Consider the following 16,654-nt stretch of genomic DNA (forward strand, 5'->3'; position numbering starts at 1 on the left):
AATTTGTACCGTTTATATACTATTATTGAAGTGATCGATACAAAATAATTGAAGTTGAAAGGAGTAAAATCAATGTCATTATTCAGTGATAAAAAAGATAAGGTCTTTCATTTTTTTGAAGAGATCTCAAAGATCCCGAGAGGTTCTTTTCACGAAGAACAGATAAGCAACTACCTCGTTGAATTCGCAAAGGATCGGGATCTCGCCTACATCCAAGATGAGTACTTTAATGTCATCATCTTTAAGGAGGCATCTAAAGGATACGAGAATGCTCCCACCGTCATCTTACAGGGTCATATGGATATGGTCTGGGAAAAAGAGCCTGATAGCCCTCATAACTTCGAGAAAGACCCTATCGAACTGGTCTTGGACGGAGACTTCTTAAAGGCGAACAAAACTACCCTCGGCGCGGATAACGGGATCGCCTTAGCCATGATCTTATCCATCCTCGATTCCGACGACATCGCCCATCCTCCCCTTGAAGCGGTTATGACCGTTCAGGAAGAAACAGGTCTTCTAGGTGCGACAAACCTCGACGCTTCCTTGCTGAGAGGCCGTTACTTCATCAATATAGACTCGGAGGAAGAAGGCGAGCTCTTGATCAGCTGTGCCGGAGGAATAAGAACGAAATTACATCTTCCTCTCGAATGGACGATGATAGAAGATGACTACAGTGTATGTAAGGTCGATTTTTACAACTTCAAAGGTGGCCACTCCGGAGGTGAGATCGACAAAGGAAGGGCAAATGCGATTCTTTTGCTTGGAAGGTTCCTTCACAAGCTGAATTCCACCTTCCCCTTCGAGATCTTCGAAATATCGGGCGGAGCAAAAATGAACGCAATTCCACGTTCCGCAAGTGCTACCATAGCAGTCGATACCAAAAACGTCGAGAAGCTAAAAGAGCTTTGCGAAGAGTGGAAGAACTTATACCGCAATGAATATACAAATATAGAAGATGACTTCAAGATGGAAGTCTCCGTGACGGAAAACCGGGAGACGAAGTTCGTCCTCTGCCAAAAGAGTAAGACTTCCCTCCTCCAACTGATGATGATCCTTCCAAACTCGATCCAGTCGATGAGCTTCATCATAGACGGTTTGGTGGAATCTTCACTAAATCTCGGAGTCCTCGTTACCACGGACGAATATGCGATCTTTGAACACTCGGTTCGAAGCTCTCTCACCAGCCGAAAAGAGCATATCGTCTCCCAACTTAAGGTCCTCGCGGATCTCTTCCATGCGAAATTCACATCGGAAGGGGACTACCCGGCTTGGCCTCCCGCAGTCGAATCCAAGCTGAGAAATCTCTTTGCACAAACTTACAAGGAAGTCTTCCAAAAAGAGATGAAGACCTCAGCCATCCATGCGGGAGTCGAATGCGGTATCTTCCAAGAAAAATTGAACGGTCTGGATATGGTTTCGTTCGGTCCGACGATGTACGACGTCCATACTCCAAGCGAAAGACTCTCCATATCTTCTACCGAAAGAACTTACCGCCTTCTTCTCGAGGTTCTCAAAAAAATAAACAAACCTCTGTAAGAAGCTCCCTTCTTTTGCAGAACTGTCGCATCATACGCTTGTTCTGCGACAATATTGCTACATTCAGTATCAAACCGGGAAAATCCATTTTGTTTCTTACAGAGCACGCATCGTTGATATCCGGATTCGTACTATTCTCTGTTTAAAATGACAGATATACGGGATCTATCATTGCCGAAAAATAATTTGAAAGATACTATACCTCAAATTACTTAACCTGCCAATGTTATACTATTATTCCTTTGAATAACGGATATCAACGATTTACACTCTATAGAAGAGAAAACGAATTTTCGCGGTTGCAAAACAGTATAACCATACTTCTATCGAAGAATAGTATTAATACACCGTTAAATGAATAATACTATGATTTGAAGCTTAAAAAACTCGATCGATTTCAAAGTACAGAGCCATCCTATAAGAAAACAGACTAGCAAAAACCTTCCCCCTTAAAAATAAGGTGAGGAAGGTTTTTGGTTTTCGCAAACTTCCATTTTTATTTTTCGCTATACAACGACAGATGCAAACAACAACACTTCTACAAATCAAGAGACAGGGGATAGATTTTGTTTTTAGGAAGGCCGGTCAGTTCCATTACCTTTTTGACCGCATCCTTTCTGCTAGATCCTTCTTCGATATGATGTTTTAACAGGGCGACGATCTCTTCCTCCAAATAGACTTTTTCCCCTTGAGTCGCACCTTCTATAATAAGGACAAACTCCCCTTTTTCCACCTTGTTTTCCAAGATGAGATACTCCGATAAGGTGGTGTGAAGGTATTCTTCATGTATCTTGGTCAGTTCTCTTAAGACCGCTATCTTCCGATCTCCCAAAACTTCCAGTGCATTTTTCAACGTCGATGAGACCCTGCCGGGCGCTTCATAGAGGATGAAGGGCACTTGCAGACCTTTCAAAACCTTCAGCCTCTGCTTTTGTTCTCCTGCCTTTCTCGGCAAAAACCCTTCAAAGAAAAACTCCTTGCTTGCAAGGTTGGAGGCTACCAAGGCGGTTATGGCGGCACTTGCTCCCGGAAGGACTGTGTATTCCAGTCCTTCTTTGACCGCCGTTTGAATAAGAAAATAACCCGGATCCTGGATCCCCGGCATTCCGGCATCCGAGATAAAAGCGACCTCCTTCCCCGACCGCAACAGGGACATAACTTCTTCGCTCCTTTTTTTTTCGTTGTGTTCATGCAGGCTGATCAGAGGTTTGCGGATCTCATAATAACTGAGCAGTCGCTTTGAGTGCCTGGTGTCCTCACAGGCGATCACATCCGCCTTTTTCAATACATTGAGGACTCGGATCGTAATATCTTCCAAGTTTCCGATTGGGGTGGGACAGATATATAGCAACTTACTCCTCCTCCAATCCGGTACTGTAATAGATGCTTTGAAGTTCTTCGTTCTCCATGCGGTTTTCATCATAGAGATAAAGCGGAGGCAACATCTTGAGATCCGGCCTGCCGTTCTTGACCATCTTCAGGAGCAACAGGTTCGCAGCCTTTCCCGGATAGGGATATATGAATCTCATCTCCTTGGGCTCCAAAGAATACTTTCTCGACAACTCGAAGATGTCACAAAGTCTGTTGGGGCGATGTACCAAATAGAAACTTCTCTGCTCCTTTAGAAGGTATGAGGCTGAAACGAAAACATCTTCCAAGGTACAGGCAACCTCATGCCTTGAGATCCTCTTTTTCTCATTTGTGTTTTGCATTCCGTCCGCCTTCATATACGGAGGATTGCTCACCACAAAATCCAAACTGGAAGGCTCGAGATAATCCGCCACCCTCTTTAGATTATCACAAATGACCTCTGCCCTGTCTTCCAGTGAGTTGAGTTCGAAACTCTTGCGTGCCATAGAGGCGACTTCCTCCTGGATCTCAAAAGCATAGATCTTTGCTACTTCGCTCTTCCCCAAGAGAAGAAGGGGGATGATCCCCGTTCCTGTTCCCAGATCGGCACCGATATACCCCTTTCTCATTTTCGTAAAATTGGCAAGAAGAACCGCATCGACTCCAAAACAAAAGCCGCTTTTGTCTTGAATAATTTTTAGAGAGCAGACACCCAAATCGTCCACCCTCTGTGTCTGTGACAAAACTACCTCTTCTATGATATTCACTCCTAATCTTCCAACAACTTCTTCAGTTCTTTCTCATCCACTTCTTCCGCATACTGCTTGTGCTTCCTTGTTTGACGTAAAATCTTGACATCTTCCAAGGAATACTTCCTCACTTCTATCGTATCATTTTTGCGATCTTCAAACTGCACCTTGACTTCTTCCAAGATGGTTCGTGTATCAACCACCTTTCCCTTTCCGTCCGGTGTTTCAACAAGACTTCCGATGTTGGGCATCCGTGCAAGGATCCCTTCGTAGGTTTCGTGTTCATAGTTCAAACAACAGAACAGTCTTCCGCAGATCCCCGAGATCTTTGTGGGATTTAAAGAGAGGTTCTGATCCTTCGCCATCTTGATTGACACGGATTGAAAATCTCCCAGCCATGTAGAACAACAAAGTTTCTTCCCACAACATCCGATTCCTCCAAGAGTTTTGGCCTCATCGCGCACTCCGATCTGTCTAAGTTCGATTCTAGTTCGAAACACAGCGGCAAGATCTTTTACCAGCTCGCGAAAATCGATCCTGCCTTCCGCGATAAAATAAAAGATCAACTTGCTGCGATCAAAGGTATATTCCGAATCGATGAGTTTCATATCCAACTGATGCTTGAGTGTCTTTTGGTTGAAGATATCTCCCGCTTGAATAGCAAGCCTCTTATTCTCTTCATCCTTCAAACAATCTTCTTGGGTAGCCTTCCTAAGCACGGACTTCAATTCCGTAGGGAATTTATTCTCCTCAATATCTTTTCCCGCTATTTCTACCGTCCCTATCTCGGTTCCTCGAACCGTTTCAACAATGACCTTGTCTCCCCGGACCGTTTCGATCCCTCGAGGATTAAAATAATATATCTTTCCCGCCTTTTTAAAGCGGATCCCTATCACTCTTATCAATCCAATACCTCCAAAATATTTAAAACCGTATAATCAATTGAAGCATTCATACTGACATTTGACTCTATATACTTTTTTGCCTTATCGAGAATATCAACGATCTCAATGAGAGAATATCCGTTTATTGCGTGTAAGAAAGAAGCTCCTTCTTCAAAACGCTCCGGCTGATACCTCTCCTTCAATACTCGTACAAAGAGGACGGTGAAACTGTCCAAGCACGAAGCAAGTTCCTCCCTCTGTTTGGAATACTGCTTTAAAACCTTTCTCATTCCCAGAGCATCCCTTTCTCGAATCTTTTGCAAAAAAGTGAAAAAATCCTCCTTTAACCTCTCGTCAATCCTGTTTTCCCGAACTCCCGCAAGAAGAGAACAGCGAGATATGACCGTTTCCAAAAGAGAAAGTCTGTTCTTACAAAGAAGGAAGAAGTAGACCTGATCCGGAGGATCTTCCAAGGTCTTCAACAAAGTATTTTGAATCCCGACACTAAGCTCGTCCGCTTCCAAAAAAACATAGATCTTCGCCTCTGAGTGCGCTTTGATTGAGACCCCTTGAATCAATTCCCTGATCTCTTGTACCTCGACGGTATAAGAGTCTATGACCTTAGCATCTACATGATGAAATACGGAATCGATGCCAAAACGTGTTTTTAAAAAAGCCTGAAGGAGTTGGAAGTTGGCTCCTACATCCCCTTCTATTAAGTAAGCGTGATTCAAGTTACCTTTTTCAAAAGGAAGTTCCCTCATACTATCCGTTCCTCTTTCAAGATTCTGACCAACTCCTGATGGATCTCTTCTCTTGTTCTTATCTCTCCATCCTTCAAACACTCGATCCTATGCCACGAATCGATTCGGCTGAAAAGTTCAGCACATTGATAAGATCTCTTCATATACTCCCTGTCCCTCTCGTGAATATCTTTGTCCGCTTGACCCGAAAACTTATTGTTCCTGTTTTCCATCAAGGCAAAAGATGCTTCTATGTCCATATGGAGATAGAAGACAAGATCAGGCCTTGGAAGAGAGAAAATGCCGTATTCGAGCTCCTCCAACCACCGCTTAAACGCAAGTCTTTCTTCATACAAATCAAGTTTTGCAGCCTGATGGATCAAGTTCGACATTACATACCGGTCCGTGAGGATGATACCGCTCTCACGATAACATTCTTCCCAAACCGTCTTCCACGATGCATAGCGATCTCCGGCAAAAAATATAGAAGCGATCTTCGGATCTACGGCATCGGCATTCTTGCCGAATTCTCCCCTCAGATACATCTTTACAAGAGCAGATGACTCGCTTTGATAGTTCGGAAATCCGATCTTCTTACATCTTACTCCCTCTGCGGACAAATATTCAAACAACATCTGTGCCTGCGTCTGCTTGCCCGAACCGTCCGTTCCTTCAATCGCAATCAACTTGCCCATTTCTATAAAACACTCCCGTTATAATCCAATATAGTCTTTACCGTTACCTGTTTGAACTGTCCGATCATATAATTCGGTATCGACCGATTCGCTTTGACCTTTATACCGCCTTTACATCCGGTCTCTAAATAAAATTTCAGCAGCATAGGTTTTGCGTCGATACTTCTCTGAAGTTCAGCTCATCGCGGTATCTTTTTCGTACCATATCATTATACTATAAAATACCTTCTTTATGTATATAAAAAAATTGTCAAAAAAAAGAAGTACCCCTAAGGACGACACAGATCTGTATCATCTTACGGGATACTTTTTGTACGTTTTCTTGAAAACCGAACGATTCGAGATAGGATGAAGAAAATATCTTTCAGTTCGATACCCACCCGGAAAGCCCGGCTTAGGACCTTCCCTTCTTCGACACCCCCCTCCTACAGCCTTAAGTCTTTAGGCATGGGCAACCGCTTCGATCTCCAGAACCGCGTCTTTGGGGAGTCTTGCGACTTCTACGCAAGATCTTGCGGGAGCGATTCCTTCAAAAAATTCGGCATATGCTTCATTTACAGTGCCGAAATCGTCCATATTCTTGATAAAAACCGTTGTCTTGACTACCTTGGACAGGTCGGAGCCCTCTTCCTTTAAAATCGATTCTATATTTTTAAGCGAAGCGACCGTTGCGGCTCTAACATCGGTCTCCATTTCTCCCGTTTCTACATTGATCGGAAGTTGCCCCGAGGTGTAGATCAAATCTCCCACACGAACAGCTTGAGAATAAGGTCCTATTGCCGCAGGAGCGTTTTTAGAGGTGATTTGTTTTTTTTGCATACGATTCATCCTTTCTGATTCTAATTTTGCTTTATATATGACAAAAAGCATATCTTTCAATATGCTTTCTATCATATATCATCATCTTTTCGATTTCAATCCGTTTTTTTAAAAAATAAGTAGTCCTTTATTTGTATCCTTGATCTCTTACTCCGAAAACTCTGAAACAAACTCATTTTCAAGATCTTCGGCGACCTCCAACCTCTCCTTTGCTTCCTCATAAGCCTTCAAAATCTCATCCTGCAATTCCTGCCTCATATCTGAATTGATTGGATGAACAATGTCTCTGTACTTTCCTTCCGCAACCTTTCTGCTCGGCATGGCGATAAAAAGTCCGTTTTGCCCTTCGATCAACTTAATATCATGGATCACAAAACAGTTATCCAAGGTAACCGATACGATACTTCTCAGTTTTCCTTCATCGGAAAGTTTCCTTACCCTTACGTCTGTAATTTCCAAAATGCGTCACTCCTTCACTTTTTGTTGAAATAAAAAATCCAAATGTCTAAGTAACTGTACCTATACTCCACCACAAAAAAGTACACTTTACTTAATAATTATATTTCTACAAAAAACAAAAAGTTCCTTCATTTTTTTATATATTTTTATTATTCTGTACTATTCTTTCTTCTACGATGAATTTTTCTATCTAATTGATTGAAATTTTACAAATATTAGAGGTGAACAAACAAGTCTTCGTTTACCCGGATGGTACGTTGTCCATCTTTTTGGATCATATGGATCAGGGAGGTGTGGTCTTTGATCTCCTTATCTTCTCCGGGGTTTACTTCCATAAATACTCCTTTCGCAACCACACGGGCATTGAACTCTTTCATCAATTCTTCCATCCCTTTCAAAGTCCCTCCCCGTCGCATCACATCGTCGATCAGGATAACCTTGGAGTTCGGTTTTATAGACTTCCTGGACAAAGACATACTCTGAATCGAGCCGCTGGTACCCGAAAGGTAGTTGATGCTCACAGTCGGTCCCTCCGAGACCTTTATATTCTTTCTTATGATTAACAAAGGAATATTCATAGCGGCGGCGGTCATATGTGCCATAGGTATCCCTTTGGTTTCAATCGTAACAACGTAATCCGTACGGCTGTAATCCAGAACCGAAGCAAAGACCTCCCCTATCTTGCGCGTATAGACGGGATCGTAGATCAGATCAATCAGATAGAGAAAATCTCCAACTAATTGGCGTTCGGGAAGCTCGATCTGTCTACAGAGTTCTTCCAAAAACGTCAGTGCCTTGTCTTTGGAAAGGTAAGGAATGTACTTGATCCCTCCGGCTGCACCGGCGATCGTTAAGATCTTTCCCAACTTCAGTTTCTCAAATATGTTCTTTACCACTACGATATCTTCGCTGAGCGTCGACTTTGCCGTATGAAACGTATCCGAAAAATAGCCCAGAGTATAGATGTTGTTAGGGTTATCCAAAAGCATCTTTACAATAGCGGCGATCCGTTCCGTTTTTTTTATCTTCATAACCTTCCACCTCCGAAAACACATTCGAAATCGATTTAAGAAATACTGCATTGATCGAAAATTCGGATGACGGTCCTTCCCCAACCAAACAACAAAACCTCCGAAACGCTTTATTCTACACAACTTTTGTTTTCCTCGAAAAAAAGAAAGCGGAAAAGATGCCATATTGTGTTTGTTCACAATCGGTTATTTCAACCTTCTCCTTTTATAAGCCTCGTATGTACATCGATGTTTCAAAGTTCAAAGCAAGGTACTTAAGGATTCGACCCCCTCTTCCTGTCATCTGTGACGAACCTCTTAAAACTCGATACTATTATTCAACAGAACACTTGTATCATCTATTGTGCGACTACAAAACCTCATTTCGTCTTCCACGAAGTACAAACTACCAATGCCAATACTGCAAGGAACAACAGTATTACACGTTACACTCGAAGAAAAATCTTTTTTAAAAGAATATTTCTTATATAATAGCACGAATTAACAAAAAATAGAAGCCGTATATTCACTTGTATTGACATCTTTTTTGTCTAAACTGTTTTTCGTAAGAAGGAAGAACAACACCCGAACTCTACCGAGGCGATAAGACCACTCTCTTTCATTCTCCTATTATCGCGAGACCTCTTTGCCTTTGAACGCATACCTTGTCTGAGCGTTATTCGGATCCGTTTTTCTTATTTTCAACGGAGATCATTCCTCTTATACTATTGTCCAATAGAGGTTTGGATATATTTATTCTGCGATTACGAAAATCCTTTTATTTTCTATCAGTTACACAACATTTATATCCACAACTCAAAGGAATCATAGTGTTATATTTCGGGCATTTCAACATAAGGATATCCAAAAAAATAACTTCTTATCGTTTGTAACTTTAGGAACTTGTTCTGTCAGTGTCTAAAATATAGGAAGAGAAACATAAAATCCCACAAAAACATACTATTCTTTTCTCAATTATGGTATAATAATTTGAAATACTTTAATTTATAGTAGTTGTACTGCAAAGTTACGAAACAAGCCCTTTCCTCTGACGGTCGTATCCTGTTTGCAAAGGCTTGTCTTTTTAGCGTTCGGTATATATTGAAAGGGTGCATAAAATCAATGAAGATACATTTTATCGGTATAGGCGGAATCAGCATGAGCGGTCTGGCTAATGTCTGCTTGAACTTAAACTACACTGTTTCAGGTTCGGATGTGCAAAACAGCCCTCTTGTCGAAGATCTGAAATCCAAAGGTGCTTTGATCAACCTTGAGCAGAAAGCCGACAATATTACAAAGGACATTGATTTAATCGTTTATACGGCAGCGATCCATCCCGATAATCCCGAGTGGATTGCGGCTAATGATTCGGGCATTAGGATGATGACGCGTTCCGAGTTTTTGGGGATGGTTATGAGTAAGTATTCAAATTCCATTGCGATCTCGGGAACTCACGGTAAAACTTCCACGACTTCAATGATCTCCGTGATCTATTCCAACTTGTCCATGGATCCCACCATTCTTGTCGGAGGGAACTTACAAGATATCAACGGCAATTACAGGATCGGAAACAGCTCCAACTTTATTACGGAAGCTTGCGAATACTGTGACAGTTTCTTGGATCTGTTCCCCACCTTCGCCTTGATTCTCAACATTGAAGCGGATCACTTGGATTATTTTAAGGATCTGGATCACATCATCTCCTCCTTCCACCGCTTTTCTCTAAATGTGAAACAAAATGGCTATGTGATTGCCAATGGGGATGATGAAAACGTGCGTTTGGCGACAAGAGATATTGAAAACACCGTCTACTTCGGTATGGAGGAGGGCAACGATGCCGTTATCCGTTCGATCCGTTTCAATGAACAGGGTCAAGCGACATTCTCCCTCGACTTTAGAGGGAAACTTATGGGTCCCTTTGAACTGCACGTTCCCGGCTCTCACAACATCTTCAACGCTTCCGCTGCAATCATGACTGCAATTTTAAACGGCTTGGAAGAAGAGGATGTAAAGAGAGGAATTTCGTTATACAAAGGTGTAGGACGCCGTTTTGAATACAAAGGTACCTATCACGGTGCCAGCGTCTATGACGATTATGCCCACCACCCCTCAGAGATCAAAGCAACTCTGTCGGCAAGCCGATATTTGAATGCAAATAAAGTCGTCTCTATTTTTCAACCTCATACTTACAGTCGAACCAGGGAGTTACTCTCCGACTTCGCCTCTTCTTTTTCGGATGCGGACGTTATCATCATCACGGATATCTACGCTTCAAGAGAAGTCGATGACGGTTTGGTTTCGTCTAAGCAGCTGGTCGACAAGATCGTAGAAAATGGAAAAGAAGCCCTGTATTTCCAAAACTCGGATGAGATCGAATCCTACCTCCGCTCCTTCATAGGAAACAACGATGTGATCTTTACCATAGGAGCGGGCGACGTATATAAGGTGGGAGAATATCTGACATCAAAGATTTAAATCAACTTGTTCAATGACATAAAATCATTTTGTAGAAAGGAGAATATCTTATTTTTGTCAAATACTATGATCCGATCAAAGGATAGAGATATCGACTTTAACTGTCACCAGAACATACTATTCCTTAGGGGATAAGTCACTGATATCGATCATTCAAACAGGTAATAGTATAAAAAATAAGATCGGGTAATAAAAATGGAAACAATCGCTATTATTCATATCTGTTCTGATTCCGTCAAGATGATCCAGATAAAACTTAATAAAAACAACGCTTATAATCTTGTGGAAGAATATACGGAAGCGATCAAGATGACGGAGCATCTTGATTCCAACGGGAACATCCTCAGCAACAACATCTCCTCGCTGATCAACATCTTAAAAAACTATAAAACCATCTGCGATTCGAAGAAGATAAGCCGTATCATTACGATCGCGGGAGATGCTTTGCGAAGTGCCACCAATTGCGATATCATTGTTGATCTGATCCAAAAGAGGATCGATCTCGATATACAGGTCATAAACCGAGAAAAAGAGGCGTATTACAATTATCTGTCCGTTTCAGCTTTTACAGGATATGAAAATGCGTTGATCATGGGCCTTGTAGGAAACCAACTACAGTTGATCCGGATGAAGAACCGAAAGCAGGAGGCTTATTTTTCCGTTTCTGTCGAAGCTCTCGATCCGAAAAACTTCGATCCTTCTTTTTCCGAAGAGCAGATCCGCTTAGAAGTCGCTTCCATCCTTTCGACCATTCCTTGGTTGGAAGATGTCCAAGATCTTCCGGTCGTATCGATTGGAGAATTTATGGAACAGATGGCCAAGATCTCCATCATCGAAAGCTCCTATCCTTTGGATATCCTTCACGGATATACCACTTCCCTCGAGCAGATAGATGACATGTATCAAAAGAGCGGTTCTTCTTCTCCTTCACAGTTGAAACACTGGGAGGGCTTTTTCGAACACAACCGAAACAGTTTTCGCTCCCAACTCTTCTTTGTTTCGGAACTGATGAAGGCTCTGAATAAAGGTTCTCTTTGTCTGTGCAGCAAGGATGTCAAATACGGGGTCTTCTACGACTATCTTCTGGAGAGCAAGATCCTGATTATACGCAGTCCCCTGATGCACTCAATCGAAAACATCCTCAAGATCATGGAGCTCGATGCCCTGCACGCCTTCCAGATCCGGTGGCTTTCCATGGAGATTTTTATGAATCTGAAGCCCTATCTCGATATGGATGACGTCAGTGACATTGACCTGAACAATATTGTCAATACCAGTGCCCTGCTTCACGACAGTGGAATCATCATCAACTACTACAACCATCATCATCACTCTTTCTGGGTGATTTTGAATGCACCGATCTGCGGTCTTTCTCATAAAGAACTGTTGATGAGTGCCTACACCGCTTCTTTCCACAGGAAAAACAACTCCTATGTCGACTTTGAAAAATACTCTTCTCTGTTGACAAAAAAGGATATCTCCATTATTGAAAAACTGGGAGTGATCTTAAAACTCTCGGAGTCCTTGGACAAAAGGATGGATAACGTTGTCAAAAATATCGACTTCACAATCACGGATACCGAGGTCATCATGGACTTGTCCGCTTCTACCTATCCCGATATGGAATTACGTGATGCGGAGCTTCTTTTGTCCGATTTTAAACGAGTCATAGGCAAGGATCTTATTCTTAAATAATTTTTCAAATGAACTGTTCAAACGGCCATTGTATGTACTTCAATGGCCTCCATTATATAAGGAGATTGATGCGCAATGACTTCTAAAACAATTCTTCGATCCTTTCTAAAAGCGATCGCCCTCCTACCCGCTTTGATCTTACTCTCTATGGCTTCCTACGGCTATTTTCTCTACTCTGAGATTGTCCAAAAGGAACCTGTGCTGTCAAAAGTTGAAACTCTTCGTTCCCAAAAAGACTATGTCCTTTATAAAGACATCAGTCCCGATTTTTTGAATGCCATCTATTCCATTGAAGACAGAAGGTTTTACAAACACGGAGCAGTAGATTATCTTGCTCTGATGCGTGCTGTGACCCGAAACGTACGACGCGGAAGACTCAGCGAAGGTGGAAGCACCATCACCCAACAACTTGCCAAAAATATGTATTTCAACCACAAACGAAGTTTATCACGCAAACTTGCAGAATTTTATCTTGCACATGAATTGGAAAATCTTTTGTCCAAAGAAGAGATCTTGGAACTTTATGTTAACATCATCTATTACGGAGATGGGTACTACGGAATCTCTCAAGCATCTCACGGCTATTTTCACAAAACTCCCAAAGAGCTCACTTTGAATGAAGCCAGTCTCTTAGCCGGGTTGCCTAACGCTCCCAGTCTCCTCTCCCTTTCCAAAAACTATACGGGAGCTCAAAGAAGACAGCAAGAGGTCCTCGAAGCCATGCTCGATACCCGAACGATATCCAAAGAAGACTTTGAAGGCTTCCGAAAATAAGAAAAGCTTGTTGTGGCGAATTTCAGGATCGACATCAACAAGCTTATTTTTCTGTGTTATACTATTTTTCAATAGAAGTGTGGATATATCTATTTTTCAATGACGAAAAACTATGTTGTCTTCTATAGCTCACAGATTGTTTATATCCACTATTCAAAAGAATAGTAGTATTATCTATTCTTCCACCAAGGTGGAACCTCCGATAAATTCTCTCAACAAAGAGGTCGGAGGAATGTCCCTCTCATCTTCTATAGGGTCAAAAAACTGCAAAAACTTCTCCAGACGTTTCGTCTCTACAAATACCGGATCATTGACCACGATAGACGAGAGCATGGGATAAACCGTCTTTTTTAAAACACAAAGTTCATAGATAAGTGCCGAGTTAAACATCACATCCGCATTCTCCTGATATGGGAAGATGTATTTATCTTCGCCCTTTCTTAGTTTATCAAAGGCACTGATAACGGTCTGTATACTCTTTCCCCTCGTTCTTGTATCTCTTGCCAGACGCCTGATCATTCTCAGGTCCGAAGTAGAGATTTTATTGTGGTCATCGAGGTTGAGCTGGGTCAATGGACTGACATAGATCCGAAACTTGTTTCCGTCGGGGATGTCTTTGGTCAACATAGGATTTAAGCCGTGAATCCCCTCCAGGATGATCGGTTGATCTTCATCCACCACCATTCGATTGCTCTCATGATAACGTTTTTTCCCTTCGATAAAATCAAATTCGGGAATAATGACTTCTTCTCCGGAAATGATCCTCTCCATATGTTCGTTGAACAAGGCAATATCAATCGCGTGCACCGACTCGAAATCATATTCCCCATTCTCATCCAGAGGTGTTTCTTCTCTCTCAACAAAGTAGTTATCCATTGAGATGGTGATCGGTTTTAATCCGTTTACCTTCAGTTGTACTTCCAACCGATGTGCAAAACTCGTCTTTCCTGAACTCGATGGTCCCGAAATCAGGATCAATCTGCCCTTCTCCCTGTTTTTGAGGATCATATCGGCAATCTCACAGATCTTTTTTTCATGAGCCGCTTCCGTGATACGGATCATCTCCCGATAATCCCCACTTTCAATGGAACGATTCAATTCACTGACATTGCGTACTTCCATAACCTCTCCCCAAGCTGCAGCTTCTTTGTAAACTTGGAACAGCTTCGGCTGAGGAAAAAACTTCGTCGGGACCTTGATTCGATCGACCGACGGTCCGAGAAGCACGATGCCTCCTCCATAAAGTTTGAGCGAAAATACGTCCAGGTAAGAGGTTGAAGGGACCGTATAACCGTAATAATAACTTTGCATATCACCCAATTTGTAAATATACGCATCCTTTGAGTCTTTATAGCGAATCAGGTCCAGGGAGAAGGGGCTGTCTCCCTGCTTCTCTATCTCTTCGATTTTCTCGGAAGAATAATAGATCCTCTCGATCGGAGCATCTTTTTTGACATATTCCCTCATCCTCTCTTCAAGGGCACAGATATCTTTTGCCTTAAGAGCTCTCTTATAGTGAACCCTAAAATAATTTCCCTTCAGCAGAGAATGTTTCAACGTGATCTCCGCGTTTTCAAAAAGTTCGTGAAAACACTTTATCAGTAGAAAGGTAAGCGAGGTCATATAGATACGCTTACCGTCCTTGTTTGTAATATCGATATATTCTACTTCCGCATCCTTAACAATAGTATGATCCAAGGGGCGAAGCCGTCCGTCCACAATCGCAGCCATCGCCTTAGTGGAAAAAAGCTCACTTTCCCTCTTCCAATACTGTTCCAAATTTACAGGTTCCGACTTTGATGCAAGAATTTTCATAAAATCCTCCACTCCCCATCAGTTTAAAAAGTTTGTTGTGATCTTGTTGAAGGGAAACAGACGGATGATGACCTTTCCGATAATCACATCCTCATTGACCATCCCTACATCCTCATCGCGACTGTCACTGCTGTTAAGCCTGTTATCTCCCATCACGAACACATGACCTTCAGGTACATCCGCTTCGATATCCCTATCCGTCACTCCATCTTTAATATAGGGCTCCTCCAACTTTTTATCATTTCGGTACACATCCCCATCCTTCACAGAGATATGATCTCCGGGAAGCCCGATCACCCTCTTTACCAAGTCCTTCTTCCTCTGCGGATCACTCTGGTCCAATAAAAGTTCAGACTCAAAGACGATCACATCAAGGTACTCGATCGGTTTGTTCTTATATGCAACTCTGTTCATGATCAAATAATCGTTCGGTTGTAATGTCGGATACATCGATACTCCCTTTACAATGGTAGGCTTTATAAAGTGAGTGATGGTCACCGCCAGTATTCCTGCAATGACAATGACCTTTATCCATTCGATCAGTTCTTTTTTGATGTTTTGACTCATATGACTCCTCCGTAAGTTTTATTTTACACTACCTTTTATTTTACCACACAATACCGATTTGAAATAATTTTTACACATTTTTTTTACATATTGATTTTTACATCTTGTTGGATATCTTACAAAAAAGGGTTACAATAAACTACGAGAACAGAGGAGATGAAATTAGGATATGAAAAAGATCAAAGATTTTATTTACAGTACAAGTGATATTATGGTATCCCTGCTGATCGTTATCTGTGTTGTGTTCTTTGTCGGTCGGGAGTTAAAACCCTGGTTCCCTCAGGGCTCTTCCTTCCTCTTGAGTCTCTTTTTCGGCCAAGAGCTCCCTTCTTCGCCTGACAACTCCCTCAGTGAAGCCAAAAGAATCTTGGAAGAACAGCAAGCGGCCACAGCAAAAGAGGAAGAACATACAGGATCCAAAGAAGTAAAAACTTCCTTTGAGGCACAGAAGCAGGAAGAGGAGAGGGAATATATTAAAATCTCTTCCCCAAACCCCGATTCTCCCACAATAAACTTTGTGATCAAAGAAGATTCTTCGAATGAAAAAGTGGTCTCAGATCTCTTGGCCCTAAGGTTGATACACGATGCACAAGCTTTTTTACAAGCAATGGAAGAAGCCGAACCGCCTAAAAAGTTTAAGGCGGGAAGATTTCGTATTCCTAAGAATATGCCCGAGGAAGAACTTTTGGAACTGCTCACCGTTCAATAATTCTTATACCGCTACCGTTCGAACAGTCGATGGTGCGACTTATTTAGAGCGAAAATCCTTTGTTTTGACGATTGATACTATTCTTCCTTTGAATTGTAGATATAAACAATCTGTGATCCATAGAAGATAAACCGATTTTTCGTGGGTTGAAAAACAGATATATCCATACTTCTATTGGAAAATAGTATGAGACAAATATAAACAGCTTTCTTCGAGAAATAGTATCGAAGATGCTCCCTCGGTATTATGAAAACGCAGGCAGAGTCTTGTTTCAAAGTCTTCTGCCCGCGTTTTTTTATCTCCTTTAGAGCGTGTCTACACAAATTAAACAAGGCATCTTAACCATAAAACGATCGATGCCAAATGAACTGCTC

The 16,654-nt window shown here is 41.9% G+C and carries 15 protein-coding genes; 5 read left to right on the forward strand and 10 right to left on the reverse strand.

What is annotated here, in order from left to right; genetic code table 11:
* Positions 1-72: 72 nt before the first annotated feature.
* The gene (locus ACFO4R_RS05825; RefSeq protein ID WP_379788109.1) at positions 73-1,536 is read left to right on the forward strand and encodes an aminoacyl-histidine dipeptidase; all 1,464 of its coding nucleotides are present in this window, start codon (positions 73-75) and stop codon (positions 1,534-1,536) included.
* A 538-nt stretch (positions 1,537-2,074) separates the two neighbouring features.
* On the opposite strand, the gene rsmI is transcribed toward ACFO4R_RS05825, so the two are convergent.
* From rsmI to purR, 8 genes are all read right to left on the reverse strand, one after another.
* Positions 2,075-2,887: a 16S rRNA (cytidine(1402)-2'-O)-methyltransferase gene (gene rsmI, locus ACFO4R_RS05830; protein WP_379788110.1), complete on the reverse strand. Its 813-nt coding sequence runs from the start codon at positions 2,885-2,887 to the stop codon at positions 2,075-2,077.
* A gap of 1 nt (position 2,888) precedes the next feature.
* The gene (locus ACFO4R_RS05835) at positions 2,889-3,653 is read right to left on the reverse strand and encodes a tRNA1(Val) (adenine(37)-N6)-methyltransferase (protein ID WP_379788111.1); all 765 of its coding nucleotides are present in this window, start codon (positions 3,651-3,653) and stop codon (positions 2,889-2,891) included.
* 2 nt (positions 3,654-3,655) lie between these two features.
* Positions 3,656-4,540 (reverse strand): PSP1 domain-containing protein, encoded by an 885-nt coding sequence (locus ACFO4R_RS05840; RefSeq protein ID WP_379788112.1) that lies wholly within the window; start codon positions 4,538-4,540, stop codon positions 3,656-3,658.
* On the reverse strand, positions 4,537-5,283 hold the full coding sequence (locus tag ACFO4R_RS05845) for a hypothetical protein (RefSeq protein WP_379788113.1): 747 nt from the start codon (positions 5,281-5,283) through the stop codon (positions 4,537-4,539). Before ACFO4R_RS05845 ends, ACFO4R_RS05840 begins: the two co-directional genes overlap by 4 nt.
* Positions 5,280-5,957 (reverse strand): dTMP kinase, encoded by a 678-nt coding sequence (locus ACFO4R_RS05850; protein WP_379788114.1) that lies wholly within the window; start codon positions 5,955-5,957, stop codon positions 5,280-5,282. Before ACFO4R_RS05850 ends, ACFO4R_RS05845 begins: the two co-directional genes overlap by 4 nt.
* Before the next feature lie 441 nt (positions 5,958-6,398).
* Positions 6,399-6,776, reverse strand: coding sequence for a RidA family protein (locus ACFO4R_RS05855; protein ID WP_379788115.1), 378 nt, complete (start codon positions 6,774-6,776; stop codon positions 6,399-6,401).
* A gap of 147 nt (positions 6,777-6,923) precedes the next feature.
* Positions 6,924-7,235, reverse strand: coding sequence for a septation regulator SpoVG (spoVG, locus tag ACFO4R_RS05860; protein ID WP_379788117.1), 312 nt, complete (start codon positions 7,233-7,235; stop codon positions 6,924-6,926).
* Positions 7,236-7,450: 215 nt separating this feature from the next.
* The gene (gene purR, locus ACFO4R_RS05865; RefSeq protein ID WP_379788118.1) at positions 7,451-8,266 is read right to left on the reverse strand and encodes a pur operon repressor; all 816 of its coding nucleotides are present in this window, start codon (positions 8,264-8,266) and stop codon (positions 7,451-7,453) included.
* 1,101 nt (positions 8,267-9,367) lie between these two features.
* Between purR and murC the strand changes: the two genes are divergently transcribed.
* The 3 genes from murC (at position 9,368) to ACFO4R_RS05880 (ending at position 13,189) form a co-directional block, all read left to right on the forward strand.
* Positions 9,368-10,720, forward strand: a complete 1,353-nt coding sequence (gene murC / locus ACFO4R_RS05870) for a UDP-N-acetylmuramate--L-alanine ligase (RefSeq protein ID WP_379788119.1) — start codon at positions 9,368-9,370, stop codon at positions 10,718-10,720.
* Positions 10,721-10,915: 195 nt separating this feature from the next.
* A complete protein-coding gene (locus ACFO4R_RS05875) occupies positions 10,916-12,415 on the forward strand; it encodes a Ppx/GppA phosphatase family protein (protein WP_379788120.1) in 1,500 nt (499 codons plus the stop codon).
* A 75-nt stretch (positions 12,416-12,490) separates the two neighbouring features.
* Positions 12,491-13,189: a transglycosylase domain-containing protein gene (locus ACFO4R_RS05880; RefSeq protein ID WP_379788121.1), complete on the forward strand. Its 699-nt coding sequence runs from the start codon at positions 12,491-12,493 to the stop codon at positions 13,187-13,189.
* Between the two features lie 174 nt (positions 13,190-13,363).
* Here ACFO4R_RS05880 and ACFO4R_RS05885 read toward each other — a convergent pair whose 3' ends face one another.
* Both ACFO4R_RS05885 and lepB read right to left on the reverse strand, forming a co-directional pair.
* Positions 13,364-15,004 (reverse strand): nucleoside kinase, encoded by a 1,641-nt coding sequence (locus tag ACFO4R_RS05885; RefSeq protein ID WP_379788122.1) that lies wholly within the window; start codon positions 15,002-15,004, stop codon positions 13,364-13,366.
* 18 nt (positions 15,005-15,022) lie between these two features.
* The gene (gene lepB / locus ACFO4R_RS05890) at positions 15,023-15,571 is read right to left on the reverse strand and encodes a signal peptidase I (RefSeq protein ID WP_379788123.1); all 549 of its coding nucleotides are present in this window, start codon (positions 15,569-15,571) and stop codon (positions 15,023-15,025) included.
* A 169-nt stretch (positions 15,572-15,740) separates the two neighbouring features.
* Here lepB and ACFO4R_RS05895 point away from each other — a divergent pair, with 169 nt between their 5' ends.
* Positions 15,741-16,280 (forward strand): hypothetical protein, encoded by a 540-nt coding sequence (locus ACFO4R_RS05895; RefSeq protein ID WP_379788124.1) that lies wholly within the window; start codon positions 15,741-15,743, stop codon positions 16,278-16,280.
* Positions 16,281-16,654: the final 374 nt, after the last annotated feature.

This window comes from Filifactor villosus (genome assembly GCF_042652965.1).
GTDB lineage: Bacteria > Bacillota > Clostridia > Peptostreptococcales > Filifactoraceae > Filifactor > Filifactor villosus.